The organism is Marinobacterium marinum, from assembly GCF_013868415.1.
GTDB classification, from domain to species: domain Bacteria; phylum Pseudomonadota; class Gammaproteobacteria; order Pseudomonadales; family Balneatricaceae; genus Marinobacterium; species Marinobacterium marinum.
Genome location: NZ_JACEMT010000052.1, coordinates 113318 through 126959 on the forward strand (window position 1 = coordinate 113318; position 13642 = coordinate 126959).

The 13642-nt window shown below is 57.1% G+C and carries 15 protein-coding genes; all 15 read right to left on the bottom strand.

The window, feature by feature from the left end:
• Position 1 precedes the first annotated feature (1 nt).
• The 15 genes from H1S06_RS12010 to H1S06_RS12080 all read right to left on the bottom strand — a co-directional run bounded on the left by H1S06_RS12010 (position 2) and on the right by H1S06_RS12080 (position 13639).
• Positions 2-664, bottom strand: a complete 663-nt coding sequence (locus H1S06_RS12010; RefSeq protein WP_181740509.1) for an energy transducer TonB — start codon at positions 662-664, stop codon at positions 2-4.
• Complete coding sequence (locus tag H1S06_RS12015) at positions 664-1077, bottom strand: ExbD/TolR family protein (protein WP_181740512.1); 414 nt, start codon at positions 1075-1077, stop codon at positions 664-666. The genes H1S06_RS12010 and H1S06_RS12015 overlap by 1 nt, the downstream gene beginning before the upstream one ends.
• Entirely contained in the window at positions 1074-1571 is a 498-nt protein-coding gene (locus tag H1S06_RS12020; protein WP_181740514.1) for a MotA/TolQ/ExbB proton channel family protein, read from the bottom strand. The genes H1S06_RS12015 and H1S06_RS12020 overlap by 4 nt, the downstream gene beginning before the upstream one ends.
• A complete protein-coding gene (locus H1S06_RS12025; protein WP_181740516.1) occupies positions 1561-2907 on the bottom strand; it encodes a MotA/TolQ/ExbB proton channel family protein in 1347 nt (448 codons plus the stop codon). Before H1S06_RS12025 ends, H1S06_RS12020 begins: the two co-directional genes overlap by 11 nt.
• Positions 2904-3671 (bottom strand): DUF3450 domain-containing protein, encoded by a 768-nt coding sequence (locus H1S06_RS12030; RefSeq protein WP_181740518.1) that lies wholly within the window; start codon positions 3669-3671, stop codon positions 2904-2906. The genes H1S06_RS12025 and H1S06_RS12030 overlap by 4 nt, the downstream gene beginning before the upstream one ends.
• 95 nt (positions 3672-3766) lie before the next feature.
• Entirely contained in the window at positions 3767-4564 is a 798-nt protein-coding gene (locus H1S06_RS12035) for a siderophore ferric iron reductase (protein WP_181740520.1), read from the bottom strand.
• Between the two features lie 166 nt (positions 4565-4730).
• Positions 4731-6239 (bottom strand): fumarate hydratase, encoded by a 1509-nt coding sequence (locus H1S06_RS12040; RefSeq protein ID WP_181740522.1) that lies wholly within the window; start codon positions 6237-6239, stop codon positions 4731-4733.
• A gap of 134 nt (positions 6240-6373) precedes the next feature.
• Positions 6374-7270, bottom strand: a complete 897-nt coding sequence (locus H1S06_RS12045; RefSeq protein ID WP_181740524.1) for a prenyltransferase — start codon at positions 7268-7270, stop codon at positions 6374-6376.
• 64 nt (positions 7271-7334) lie between these two features.
• On the bottom strand, positions 7335-8696 hold the full coding sequence (trhP, locus tag H1S06_RS12050; RefSeq protein ID WP_181740526.1) for a prephenate-dependent tRNA uridine(34) hydroxylase TrhP: 1362 nt from the start codon (positions 8694-8696) through the stop codon (positions 7335-7337).
• A gap of 45 nt (positions 8697-8741) precedes the next feature.
• Positions 8742-9299: an RNA 2',3'-cyclic phosphodiesterase gene (gene thpR, locus H1S06_RS12055; protein ID WP_181740528.1), complete on the bottom strand. Its 558-nt coding sequence runs from the start codon at positions 9297-9299 to the stop codon at positions 8742-8744.
• Between the two features lie 35 nt (positions 9300-9334).
• A complete protein-coding gene (locus H1S06_RS12060) occupies positions 9335-9949 on the bottom strand; it encodes a glutathione S-transferase family protein (RefSeq protein WP_181740530.1) in 615 nt (204 codons plus the stop codon).
• 20 nt (positions 9950-9969) lie between these two features.
• Positions 9970-10827 (bottom strand): hypothetical protein, encoded by an 858-nt coding sequence (locus tag H1S06_RS12065; RefSeq protein WP_181740532.1) that lies wholly within the window; start codon positions 10825-10827, stop codon positions 9970-9972.
• Between the two features lie 111 nt (positions 10828-10938).
• Positions 10939-12588, bottom strand: a complete 1650-nt coding sequence (groL, locus tag H1S06_RS12070; RefSeq protein WP_181740534.1) for a chaperonin GroEL — start codon at positions 12586-12588, stop codon at positions 10939-10941.
• Between the two features lie 78 nt (positions 12589-12666).
• Entirely contained in the window at positions 12667-12960 is a 294-nt protein-coding gene (locus H1S06_RS12075) for a co-chaperone GroES (RefSeq protein WP_181740536.1), read from the bottom strand.
• A gap of 205 nt (positions 12961-13165) precedes the next feature.
• A complete protein-coding gene (locus H1S06_RS12080) occupies positions 13166-13639 on the bottom strand; it encodes an FxsA family protein (RefSeq protein WP_181740930.1) in 474 nt (157 codons plus the stop codon).
• Positions 13640-13642: the final 3 nt, after the last annotated feature.

A 13642-nucleotide genomic window follows, 5' to 3' on the forward strand; every position in this document is an offset into this window, starting at 1 on the left:
ACTACTCCAACTTGAACTCCAGGCGCTGACGAGTGCGGAAGGGAACAGCCACACCATTCTCCATCAGCGGATTGAAGCGCCAACGCGTCAAGGCACGCTCCACCGTACGTTCAAATACCCCCTGCGGGGACGCTTCGACAATTTTGAACGAGTCCGGTACGACACGCCCCTTGGCATCAACCGTGAATTCTGCCACCACATACCCCTCAATCCGGCGCATTTGCGCACGGCGCGGATACTGAGGGTTCATCCTGGATACAGGGCTGGCATTGAGATTAACGGCAATCCCTTTTACCGCAGCCGGTGCCGGTGCAACCTCCGCCGACACCCCGGAAAGATCCACCGCCGCATTGACCTTGATACCCACCTCGACTCGCGGCGTCTGTATGTTCAACGGGGTTGAAGGCACATTAACTGCCACCGGCTGAGACATATCCGGCGGAGTAGGCGTGGGCGGCTGCTGCGGCATAATGTCCGGTGGCGGCAGGGATTCGCGTTCACGCACCTGTACCTCGGAATCCAGCTTCAGGCGATGCAGGTTAATCGCCGTGTACTCACTGGGTTCTGGCGCTGCGGCACGGCCGATGCCCGCCAGGTGTGCCATCAGCAGAAACAGCAGCACACTCACCAACAGCGATCCGGGCACAAAAAAGATGGCGCGCATCAGCCCGCCCCCTCACGTGTTGCCACGGCCACCTGTTCAACGCCCGACAGTTTGACCTGATCCATGACTTCGACCAACAGTCCCGTCTTGGCATCCTTGTCAGCCTGAATCATGACCCCCAGATCCGGCTGCTCGACCTTGAGTCGCTCCAGCGTTGGACGAATCATGCGCACGTCTACAGGTTGTCGATCAAGCCATACCTCGTCGGTAGCGGTAATCGCCAACATCACTCCCTGACTCTCCTTCACCTCGGCGGTAGAGGAAATCGGGCGCTCTATTTCAACACCGGCTTCACGCACGAAGCTGGTGGATACAATGAAAAATATCAACATGATGAACACAATATCGAGCATCGGCGTCATGTCGATCTCGGCATCATTTTCCATCATGTCCAGGTTGAGTCTCTGCCTCATCCTCTGGCTCCTGTGATATCCAAGCGTGTTCTTTGCAACTGACTCCAGCGGGCCAGACGGTTCCATATCAACAGCCCGCTCACCGCCATCACCATTCCGGCCAGCGTCGGCAGCGTAGCGCGTGCCACACCCGCTGCCATCAGGCGCGGGTTGCCGGTGCCGTTCAGGGCCAGGGTGTCGAACAGGTGGATCATTCCGGTGACGGTACCCAGCAGGCCAATCAGTGGGCAAAGCGCGATCAGTGTCCGAATCAACGGCAGCGCCGCCTGCAGATCCAACAATAGATCCGCACGATCCAGCCCCCGACCACCGCCCGGCGGCAAGCCACGGTAACGACGTATGCGGCGCGGGAAATCGACCCAGCGAAACCAGAGACGCTCCAGCAACAGCGTCCACAGCACCAGACTCACCAGCAGCAACGCCCAGAGCACGGGACCACCTGCGTTGAAGAACCCTGCCAGGGCCGCTTCGTACTGGGCCATATCAGGCAGCATGGCGCGCCTCTTCCGCATCACTGAGCTGTTCACGCTGAACGGCCAGCAGCGCCAGCCCCTTTTGCTGCAACAGCTGCAGCAGACGGCGACTGCGAGCCGCCAGCAGGCTATGGCAGAACAACAATGGAATGGCGACACACAGTCCCAATACGGTTGTCATCAGAGCCTGAGAAATCCCCCCCGCCATCAGTTTGGGATCACCGGTACCAAACAGTGTGATGCTCTGGAAAGTCCCGATCATGCCGGTTACCGTACCCAGCAACCCGAGCAGAGGCGCCACAGCCGCAATCAGTTTGAGCAGCGTCAAACCACGCTCCAGCAGCGGCGCTTCCTTGAGCAGCGCCTCATCCACACGCAGTTCGGTTTCGTCGGTGGTACGACCGGCTTGCCCAGCCGTCATAATACGACCCAGCGGGTTATCGCTGCGCCCCTGCTCCGGGTTACGCAGCTGGTTGCGAACACTCAGCTCCGTTTTCAAGGTTGTCAGCAGCTTCCACAAAGCCACCAGCAGACCGATTCCGCCCAGCCCCAAGATGATGTAGCCGACCAGCCCGCCCTGGGCGATACGTTCCTGCAGATTGGGCGTTTGTGCCAGCAGCGCCAGCAGATTGCCGCGGCTGGGATCAACGACCAGGCTCTCATCCTGCCCCTGCACAAAGGAAAAAGCCTGCGCCTGTACAGATCGATCCGGTTGCACCGGCAATACCTGCAGGTTACCTTCAACGTAATTCAGGTAGAGACCCTGATCGCTCAAGGCCGTAAAGGGCCCGACACGCAGCACCTCCGCTTGCTGGCGCTCACCACTGGCCTGAACCACCGGTGCCGTAAAACGCACGACTTCACCGGTCGCCGTCATCTCCTGCTGCAGCAAGAACCAGAGCCCTTCCAGCTCACTAAGCGCCGGAATACGCTTGCGGTCAGCAAACGCCAACAGCTCGGCACGATCAGGATACTGGGCCGTGATCATGGAATCGTTAACCAGACCATGCAGCTCCTGCGCCTGCTGCTTGACAACCCCAAAGACTTCACCCAGTTGACCACTGCGCATCCGCAACGCCTCGCCTCGCTCGGTCAGTGCGTCTTCATTGGTCTGAAATGCAGCCTTGAGTTCAGCCTGACGTGCTTCGGCTGCAGCCAAACGTGCCCTGGCCTCAGCCAGCAGTGCCTGTTGACGGGCATGATCGGAACGGAATTCAGCCAAACGTGCCCCATCAGCCCGCTTATCCTCGGCGATCTCCGAACGGACCTGCTGCAACAGCTGCTGTAATTCATTTGCCTGCACCGATCCACACAGCACCAGCATCAGGACTGCTATTGAACGCATGACACCTTTCATGAGGCTGCTCCTGTCAATTCCACCGGCAGTTCAAGCAGCTCGGGAACCGACTGCTGACGTGCCATACTGATCCCCTTGCGAATGGGCCAGTCATACTCGGCATCCAGCGTTTCCCAATCCGCACCGGCGCGGTTCCAGCGCCCGCTCTCTTCACCATCCAGTGTCTGGTAATACAACGCCACACGCCCCAGTCGCAGGAATGTCACTTCACGACTGACCTCTCCCTGTGTCAGGGAACCGGTCCAGGCTTCCAAAGTCCGCCCGTATTCGGCTTCAATTTGATAGGCTTCCAGAATCTGGCGATATTTTTCCGCCAGACTTATATCGGCACGGTCCATCAGTCGGGCCAGGCGTGCCACCCGCTGCTCGCGCTCTTCGGTCAGGAACGGCAGATCATTGGCAACAAACTGCTCCAGCATGTCCTGCATGCGCACCAGCAGTGGCAAGGTTGCCTGCTCGGTTTCAGCCAACGTCACCAGCTGTTCTTCGATATCAGCCAGCTCACGCGCCTGATCTTCAACCATACGAGACAGCTGTTGGTTATACGCTTCCATCAATTCGGCCTGCCGCAGGTCTGCGGTGTAGGCGGCATAATTATCGCGTGTTTGCTGATCCAGCCGATCGATATTGCGTTGTACCTGAGCCCCCTGTTTGTGCGCCTGCTCCAGTGCTTGCTGGTTGTTTTCCAGCGTGCTGGACAGCGCGACAGACGGCATAAGCAGCGGTACAGACAGCACGGCCGCTTTTAAGAGTATCCGGTCCATGAACAACCCGTTTAAATAAATGATAACGATTTGCATTATTCCTTATATCAGAAACACATGCAAATCCTCGGAACGATTCGACACGCTGCCTGTCGCTACGCGCCCATTTGCCACGCCGCTCGCAGACGCTCTACCCGAATGTGTCTGGGTTGCCGTGGACAGGTCTTGCAAGGCTCACCACCGGCACGCCGATAGTGTTGGCAACAACCCTTGCGATCAAGCATCAACTCAGTCCCGCCATGGGGCAGCTCAAACACTCCCAATGCACTTGCCCCGGCAAGGCCCGCAGCATCCAGCCATTCAAGCCCCAGCCGATGTACACTCGTATGACTGCGATTACCCAGCAGCGGGCGGACACGCAGTAGAGTGGACACTATGCGATCCCCCAACAGGCGCTGTGCCAACACCCGGTTCACCTTGATAACCTGCCCCAACTCGGCAAGCGCTTCGTCACAAACCATACGCAGATGCTCCGCCGCCTGCCGACGACATGCCTGCTCCGCCGACAGTAACCGAGCCCCCAGACGCATCCCGATAATGGAATTTTGCGTAACACATTGCCCCAGGTGAACCAGGTTCACCCGCTGCTGCAGGGTTTCTGTTACCAGAATCGTAAGCAGCACCGGCTGCCAGATGCTGAGCCCCCAGGCTCTGGCTCCCCAATAGTGCCGCCCGGCCTCGGGGTACTGCCTCTGCAAACTGCTCACCAGATTATCGAGCAGCGAGTGATTACGCCTGCCGGCAACCAGCATGCTGTCTTCCGGCTCCCCAGCCTCCACGCTGAGCCCCGGCATTACCCGGGCACACCGCTCAATCAGCAATTGATGACTCTCTTGAATACCGTTTGCGGACACCGGCATCACGATTTCTCCCCAGGACAGGTGGATGAGCATGCGATCAGGCTTGCATCCTACACTAATGGGAATGATTCGTATTATTTAGAACACTGGAAATCATATGCGCAAACACAAAAAAACCCGGTACTCAGCCGAGTATCGGGTTTTTCAAGCGACCGATGGGCAGGACATCAGCCCGCCCAGGTATCAGTTCATCGCCGCATCAAACAGCCTTGTGCGCGATGATATCCTTCCACTTGGCCGGACCGGTGGTGTGAACAGACTCACCTGAAGTATCAACAGCCACGGTGACCGGCATGTCCTTCACTTCGAACTCGTAGATCGCTTCCATGCCCATTTCCGGGAATGCCAGCACCTTAGCGTCCGTGATCGCCTTGGACACCAGGTAGGCCGCGCCGCCGACCGCCATCAGGTAGACCGCTTCGCTGTCCTTGATCGCTTCGATTGCCACCGGACCGCGCTCGGACTTGCCGATCATGCCCAGCAGGCCGGTGCTTTCCAGGATCTGACGGGTGAACTTGTCCATACGGGTCGCCGTCGTCGGACCGGCCGGCCCCATCACTTCGTCACGGACCGGATCAACCGGCCCTACGTAGTAGATAAAGCGGCCTTTAAGGTCCACCGGCAGCTCTTCACCGTTGTTCAGCATCTCCACCATTTTCTTGTGGGCAGCATCGCGACCGGTCAGCATCTTGCCGTTGAGCAGGATGGTTTCGCCGACTTTCCACTCTTTCACCGCTTCCGGGGTGATCTCGTCCAGATTGACGCGACGGGTGTTGGCACCCACTTCGAAGGTCACTTCCGGCCAGTCATCCAGGCTCGGCGGCGTCAATACGGCCGGGCCGTTGCCGTTCAGGGTGAAGTGCGTGTGACGAGTCGCGGCACAGTTCGGGATCATGCACACCGGCAAGGACGCGGCGTGAGTCGGGTAATCCATGATCTTGACGTCGAGGATAGTGGTCAGACCGCCCAGACCCTGAGCGCCGATACCCAGTGCGTTGACCGCATCCATGATTTCCAGACGCAGTTCTTCAACACGGTTTTTCGGGCCGCGCTCGCGCAGTTCGTGGATGTCGATCGGGTCCATCAGAGACTCTTTCGCCATGACAGCGGCCTTCTCGGCGGTACCGCCGATACCGATACCCAGCATGCCCGGCGGACACCAGCCGGCCCCCATGGTCGGTACGGTTTTAACGATCCAGTCGACAATGCTGTCGGACGGGTTGAGCATCGCCATCTTGGATTTGTTCTCGGAACCACCGCCTTTGGCGGCGACGTGCACTTCCACTTCATCGCCTTCGACGATTTCATAGTGGATCACCGCCGGAGTGTTGTCTTTGGTGTTCTGACGCTTGCCGGCCGGGTCTGCCAGAATGGAGGCGCGCAGTACGTTGTCCGGGTTCATGTACGCACGGCGCACACCTTCGTTGACCATATCGGTCACGGACATTTTGGCATCCCACTGAACATTCATACCGACTTTCAGGAACACGGTCACTATACCGGTATCCTGACAGATCGGACGCTGGCCTTCGGCACACATACGGGAGTTGATCAGGATCTGCGCCATGGCGTCTTTCGCCGCCGGGTTTTCCTCTTTCAGATAGGCTTCATGCACACCCTGCACAAAGTCGATCGGGTGGTAGTAGGAAATGAACTGCAGCGCATCAGCAACGCTGTTGATGAAATCATCCTGGCGAATAACGCTCATTGACGACTCTCCAATCTGGCTTGGTTTGGGTTCACGGCGCCCGGACTGGCTCGCATGGAGCACAGCCGACCGCTGACAGGATCTGGTGCCGCATTATACATTAATTTGGCACCGCAACTTCTCAGGTATTGGTATTAGAGCGGCAATGCCCGGGGGGCCAACAGGGCCACGCAATACAACAGTCCGAATACCAGCAACAGGCGTGCAGTCGCCGGTGTCAACGGCGCTCTTCGCTCGGCAGGCGCCCTCAGCAAGCGAACCGGCTTGAATGCCATCAGCAGACTGGGCAGGACCCATAAGGCCCCCGGCAGCAAACCCAGCCACAGCAACACCGGCAACAATCCATACGCAAACGCCAGCAAAGCAAAGTAAAGACTTACTCCCCGCGCATAGCCCAGGCGTACAGTCAACGTTTTCAGACCTTCCTGAGCATCGCTTTCGTAATCTCTCAATTCATTGCTCAACAACAGCAGCGACACCAGCACACTGACCGGAACTGTTTGCAACAGCAGTGCAAATGTCAGTGCCCCCCCCACCGCCACGGCACTGCCTGCGATCATCAACACGCCCATCAGCCAGAACACCAGCACGACGCCCAGTCCGCGGCTTTTGTAATTGACCGGACTAACGGTATATCCAAGCGCTCCGGCCAGTCCCAGCACACAGAGCCACAAAAACCCGGCTCCCTGCTGGAGCACGAAATGAAAGCCGATTGCGGCCGCCAGCAGGAAACAGAGCAATCCGGCACGAAAATTGAGCTGCACCGCCGCGATCAGCCGCATACTGTCAGGCTGTCTGCGCAATTGAGCGATATCCGCATGGTCATTAATCAGATTGACCCCGGCCTGCAGCAGCACGCCGCCTACCAGCACCAGCAGCGCTTCGGCGATATTGACGGAGCCCTGTAGCCCCCCAAGAATCAACCCGACCAGACAGGTCACCAGCGCCACCGGAAATGAAAACGGGCGCAGGGCACGGGCAAAGGCATATTTGCCCAAATCGGGCGATGATGGCGTTTTGACGGCATCCATCCTGTACGACTCCACTAGACATAAAAAAAGGGAGCCAGGCTCCCTCTTGAGTGCAGCAACAATCCTACCCTCGCTCCGGCGCGTTGGGCAGATCTCGCATCAACAATGCGTAGGTCATGTCAGTGTCGAAATCCACCGGAATACTGACCCGATGACCGGAACCTGGCGCAACCTCCGCAGCCTGCCCCTTTTTGTTCAGCATTTCCTGTAACTTGAATCGTCTGTTCCCGGCAGGAGTCATTAGCTCAAGCGTATCACCCAGCTCGAAACGGTTTTTCACTTCGATGTCAATGAACCCTTTTTGCACGTCATGACCAACGATTTCACCCACAAACTGCTGATGTACGCCAACAGAGCTGCCGGTCTGATAATTCTGATACTCATCATGCACATGACGACGATAAAAGCCTTCGGTATAGCCGCGATTGGCCAGGTTCTCCAGCGTATCCATCAGCCCCATGTCAAACGGCTTGCCCGCTACCGCATCATCAATAGCCTGCCGGTAAGCCTGAGCCGTACGGGCCACATAGTAATGTGACTTGGTACGACCTTCGATCTTCAACGAATCCACACCCATCTCGGCCAGTTTATGCACATGCTGAATGGCACGCAGATCCTTGGAATTCATAATATAGGTGCCATGCTCATCCTCGAACGCCGGCATGTATTCACCCGGGCGCGTCTCTTCCTGCAACAGAAAGATCTTGTCGCTGGGCCGGCCTTCGCCCAAGGCAGGTTGCTCGCCGTTCGTTCCGTCAGCCGGGTCAAACGACTGCACCGGCACGACATCACCGGACTCGTCTTCCTGCGCCTCATGGGCGTCGTATTTCCAGCGACAAGCGTTGGTACAGGTTCCCTGATTGGGATCGCGATGGTTTATATAGCCGGACAGCAGGCAGCGCCCGGAATAGGCGATGCACAAGGAACCATGTACAAACACCTCCAGCTCGATCTCGGGGCACTGCTGACGAATCTCGGCGACCTCGTCCAGCGACAGCTCCCGCGACAATATGATGCGCTCGATACCGGCCCGGTGCCAGAATTTCACCGATGCCCAGTTCATGGTATTGGACTGTACCGACAGGTGAATCGGCAGGTCCGGATACTTGTCCTTGACCATCATGATCAGACCGGGATCGGACATGATCAGGGCATCCGGCCCCATGGCGATCACCGGGTCCAGATCCTTCATATACGTTTTAAGCTTGGCATTATGCGGCAGGATATTACTGGCCACAAAAAACTTCTTGCCCAGTTCGTGCGCTATCCGAATGCCTTCGGCCAGGTTGTCGTGGGTAAAATCGTTGTTGCGTACCCGCAGGCTGTAACGCGGCTGACCCGCGTAGACCGCATCCGCCCCGTAGGCGAAGGCATATTTCATGTTTTTCAGCGTCCCGGCCGGGGACAGCAGTTCTGGTGTTCGCATAAGCTCTGTAACGTATTGAAATTAAAGGGCACTAAACCGAATATCTCAGGCAGGCAAGTGAACTTCAAACAGGGGCGTATAAATGGAACCATGTTTCCCCGACCGACTCTGAAACAGCACCACCGAGTCTGCCAGTGTGGTCAGCCCAGGCTCGGGCCAACTTTCAGGCACTTCAAAGCAGTTACTGGCCGGCAGGCGCGCCAAGGTGACATGAGGTTTGAAGTCGCGCTCATCATAACGAATTCCGGCTTTTTTGGCGATATTGACCATACAGTCATGCAGGATATTAAGCGCCTCATGATCTCCGGTCAGCGCCGCCAACACACCCAGCTTGGGGTTGACCTTGTAATACCCCAAGTGATTGAGCGGCACGGTAAAGCTGGACTGTTTCGCCAGTGCCTCTCGTGTCAGCTGTTCCAGCTCCGTCACCTGCTCCAGCGTAACATTGCCCAGAAAACAGAGGGTCAGGTGATAATTCGATGAATCAACCCACTGGGCATCCAATCCTCGGTCATACCCGCACAGGGTATCGGCACAGTCCGACAGACGACGTGCGATTCGCTCCGGTATCGGCAGCGCAAAAAAAGTTCTGATTTTTTTCATAACGGGAACCTGCTGTCAGACAGCAGGCATGCATCTCATCCTTTAGCCTTGGCCATCAAGCGCTTCTGCGCCGGATGTGAAAGCACGGCCTTGATCCAGCGATGCACTTCCGGATAACCGGAATAATCAAACCCGGCCAATTTGGGCCAGCTCAGGACCATCGCTCCGTGAATATCCGCAATGGTGAAATGATCGCCACTGATCCATTCTCGTCCCTGCAACTGCTGTTCCAGCAAGGGCATGAAACGATTCAGCTCGACACTTGCGCGATCCAGCACACCCTGATCCGGATGGCCGTCACTGAACTTGAACTGGATCAGCATATCCAGTGCCGGGACTTCCATCTGGTTACTGATATACAGCGACCAACGCAGGATGTCGGCCTCTCCCGCCGGAGTTTCAGCCCAGAGACGCCCCTCGCCATACTGACGTGCCAGATAGTAGAGAATCGCCTGTGTCTCGAACAGTACCAGATCACCGTCAACCAGAGTTGGTATCTTGCCGGTTGGGTTCAGTGCCCGGTATTCTTCGGATTGGCTCTGCTCGCTGCGCGGCAGCATATCCACTGAATCGTACTCCAGCCCCAGTTCTTCCAGCGCCAGCATTACCATGCCGGCACGCGAAAACACGCTACCATAAACCTTGATCATGAAGTTGTCTCCCGGAGAGATTAGCCCTGCTCTACACGCAATTGCAGGTTGTTCAACTGCTGCCGAATACGCAGCAGGTCCTGACTCAGCTGACGCCGTGTTCCGTCGATCGCCGCTATCGCCTGCTCGTTCTGTCGAATCCGCTGCGCCAACGCTGCGGTGGCATCCGACCCGCCGGAAACGCCGGCCAACTGCTCAGTCAGCTGTTTTTGAACCTTGAGTCGTCCTTCGCTTTCGCGCTGCAGCCCCTGCTCCAGAGTACCCAACTGTTTTTCGGCAGCCGCCAGTCGTGCCTGCAAAGCTTTGCCCTGCGCTTGCTGCTCGGCCTTGAGGGTGCCGACCTGAGCCAGGGCATCAGCAGCCTTATCTGCATCCTGACGTACCCCGGCCAATGCTGTTTCGGCTTCCTGCATCCGATCCGACAGTTTCTTCAGCTGCTCCACCTGCTGTTCCAGCTGAGGCTTGTTGCGCTGATAGGCGATCGTCCAGAGTTTGGCAATCTCAGCATCGAAGTGGGTAAAACGCTCCTTGGCTCGAGCATCCATCTCCTGCTGACGCTGCAGCAAGGTTTGCCCGGACTGCTCAGCGCTGTCACTGGTCACTTCCAGCAGACCTTCCAGCGTTTCCACCCGTGCCTGCGCCTGGGCCAGATCGCTCTGTAACCCGTTCAGGCGCTCCTGTTGCTCTACCTGGGCAAAGCCCAGATAGCCACCGCCTGCAGCCAGTAACAGCAGCAGAGTCGTCACCAGCAGGTTGCCACCGCTCCTGCCAGCTTCATTACCTCGCTGCGGCATACGATCACCAGGCCGTGTATCTGTATCAACAACCAGGGACTCAAGCCCCGCCGGGTCCAGTCCCGGTTCCTTGCGTTCACTCATCAGGATTCAATCTTTAGTGACCAACAAATGCTAAACCCTAGCAGGTTTGCCAAAAACGAAAAAGCCCCGCAACCGCGGGGCTTGGTATCAATCAGACGTGCGGACGTCGCATCACATCATGCCGCCCATGCCGCCCATACCGCCCATGCCGCCCATATCCGGCATGCCAGCACCAGCATTTTCATCCGGGTGGTCAGCGATCATGGCTTCGGTGGTGATCATCAGGCCAGCGATGGAAGCCGCCGCCTGCAGTGCAGAACGGGTTACCTTGGCCGGGTCGATAATACCCATTTCCATCATGTCGCCGTACTCTTCGGTACCGGCATTGAAGCCGAATGCACCTTCACCGGCACGCACCTTGTTCACAACCACGGAGCCTTCGCCACCGGCGTTACCGACGATCTGACGCAGCGGCGCTTCCATGGCGCGCAGCGCCAGCTGGATACCGATAGTCTGGTCGTGGTTATCACCTTCCAGGCCTTCAACATTGGTCAGTGCGCGGATCAGGGCAACACCACCACCCGGTACTACACCTTCTTCAACAGCCGCGCGAGTGGCATGCAGAGCATCATCAACGCGGGCTTTCTTCTCTTTCATTTCGACTTCGGTCGCAGCACCGATCTTGATCACGGCAACACCGCCCGCCAGCTTGGCAACACGTTCCTGCAGCTTTTCGCGGTCGTAGTCGGAAGAGGTTTCTTCGATCTGGGCACGGATCTGCTGTACGCGACCATCGATATCAGCCTTAGCACCGGCACCGTCAACAATCACGGTGTTTTCCTTGGTGATGTTAACGCGCTTGGCAGTACCCAGCTGTTCCAGCGTCACGGTATCCAGGCTCAGGCCGATCTCTTCGGAGATTACCTGACCACCGCTGATGATGGCGATATCCTGCAGCATCGCCTTGCGACGGTCACCGAAGCCCGGCGCCTTCACGGCAGATACTTTGACGATACCGCGCATGTTGTTCACCACCAGAGTCGCCAGGGCTTCGCCTTCAACGTCTTCAGCGATGATAAGCAACGGGCGGGATGCCTTGGCAACCTGCTCCAGTGCCGGCAGCAATTCACGGATGTTGGAGATCTTCTTGTCGACCAACAGGATGAACGGGTCTTCCAGCTCGCAGGTCATGCTGTCCTGGTTATTGATGAAGTACGGAGACAGGTAGCCGCGATCGAACTGCATGCCTTCTACCACATCCAGTTCGTTGTCGAAGCCGGAACCTTCTTCAACAGTGATAACGCCGTCTTTACCGACCTTTTCCATCGCTTCAGCGATGATGTTGCCAACCGCTACGTCAGAGTTGGCAGAGATGGTGCCAACCTGAGCGATCGCCTTGGAGTCTTCACAGGGAACGGACATTTCGGCCAGCTGTGTAACAACGGCAGCAGCAGCCTTGTCGATACCGCGCTTCAGATCCATCGGGTTCATGCCGGCCGCAACGGACTTCAGGCCTTCGTTAACGATCGCCTGAGCCAGAACTGTTGCAGTCGTGGTGCCATCACCGGCCACGTCGTTGGCCTTGGAAGCAACTTCCTTGACCATCTGTGCACCCATGTTTTCGAACTTGTCTTTCAGTTCAATTTCCTTGGCAACGGATACACCGTCCTTGGTTACGGTCGGAGCACCAAAAGCCTTGTCCAGTACCACATTACGGCCTTTCGGACCCAGCGTGGTTTTAACAGCATCAGCCAGGGTATTTACGCCCTGCAGCATGCGCTGACGAGCATCATCACCAAAACGTACGTCTTTAGCAGCCATTTTTTGCTAGTCCTGTAATCAGTATCGAAATAAATCGAGTTAAAAAGTTAACGATTAATGCGACGCGAAGCTGATTAATCAGTCTTCCAGGACGCCGTAGATTTCACTTTCCTGCATGATCAGCAGTTCGTCGCCGTCGATTTTGACGGTGTTGGAACCGGCATACTGGCCGAAGAGGACCTTATCACCCACGCTGACGGACAGTGCCTGAACATCACCGTTGTTCAGAGTACGACCCGGGCCGACTGCCACGACTTCGCCACGGTTGGGCTTTTCAGCTGCAGAACCCGGCAGAACAATACCGCCGGCTGTAGTGGTTTCTTCTTCGCTGCGACGAACTACAACACGGTCGTGAAGTGGACGAATATTCATCTGGTTGTTCTCCTGATAGCTAGGATCCAGTGCGATGTTGTTATGAATGCGGACACCGAAGCATCCGAAATCGGTTTGCATCTTAGATGGGGGGACTACAACGGGTTTTCAATCCCCGATCTGATTTTTTTTTGCAGTCCCACCACCGCTGTAAGAAGGATGGTGGGGGCTTAGGGCCGGTTTTCAATAGCAAGGAGGGTTTTTCTTAGTCACGGCGTTCGAATTCGCCGTCAATTACGTCACCGTCGCGCCGTGGAACATCATGTCGGGCATCCACTGAACGGTACTCCTGATGGAAGGCATGGGTGCTGCTGTGGCTGGCAGCCACCAGCGTGAAACGGCCCAGCAAAGCTTTCACAACACCACGGCGCACGGCCGGGACCAGACAGCTGAACCCGACCACGTCGGTTACGAACCCCGGCGTTACCAGCAGGGCGCCCCCAACGGCCAGCACGATACCTTCAACCATTTCCTGACCGGGTACCTCGCCCTGCCCCATCCGCTGCTGGGCGCGAGCCAGCGTGGACAGCCCCTGATGCCGCAGCATATTGACACCGATAAATGCCGACAGCAGCACCAGACCTACGGTATACCAGGCACCTATTGCCTGCCCTACTTGAATCAAGACGGTGATTTCAATAATCGGAACAATGATGAACAACAGAAACAGAAAGCGCATAAA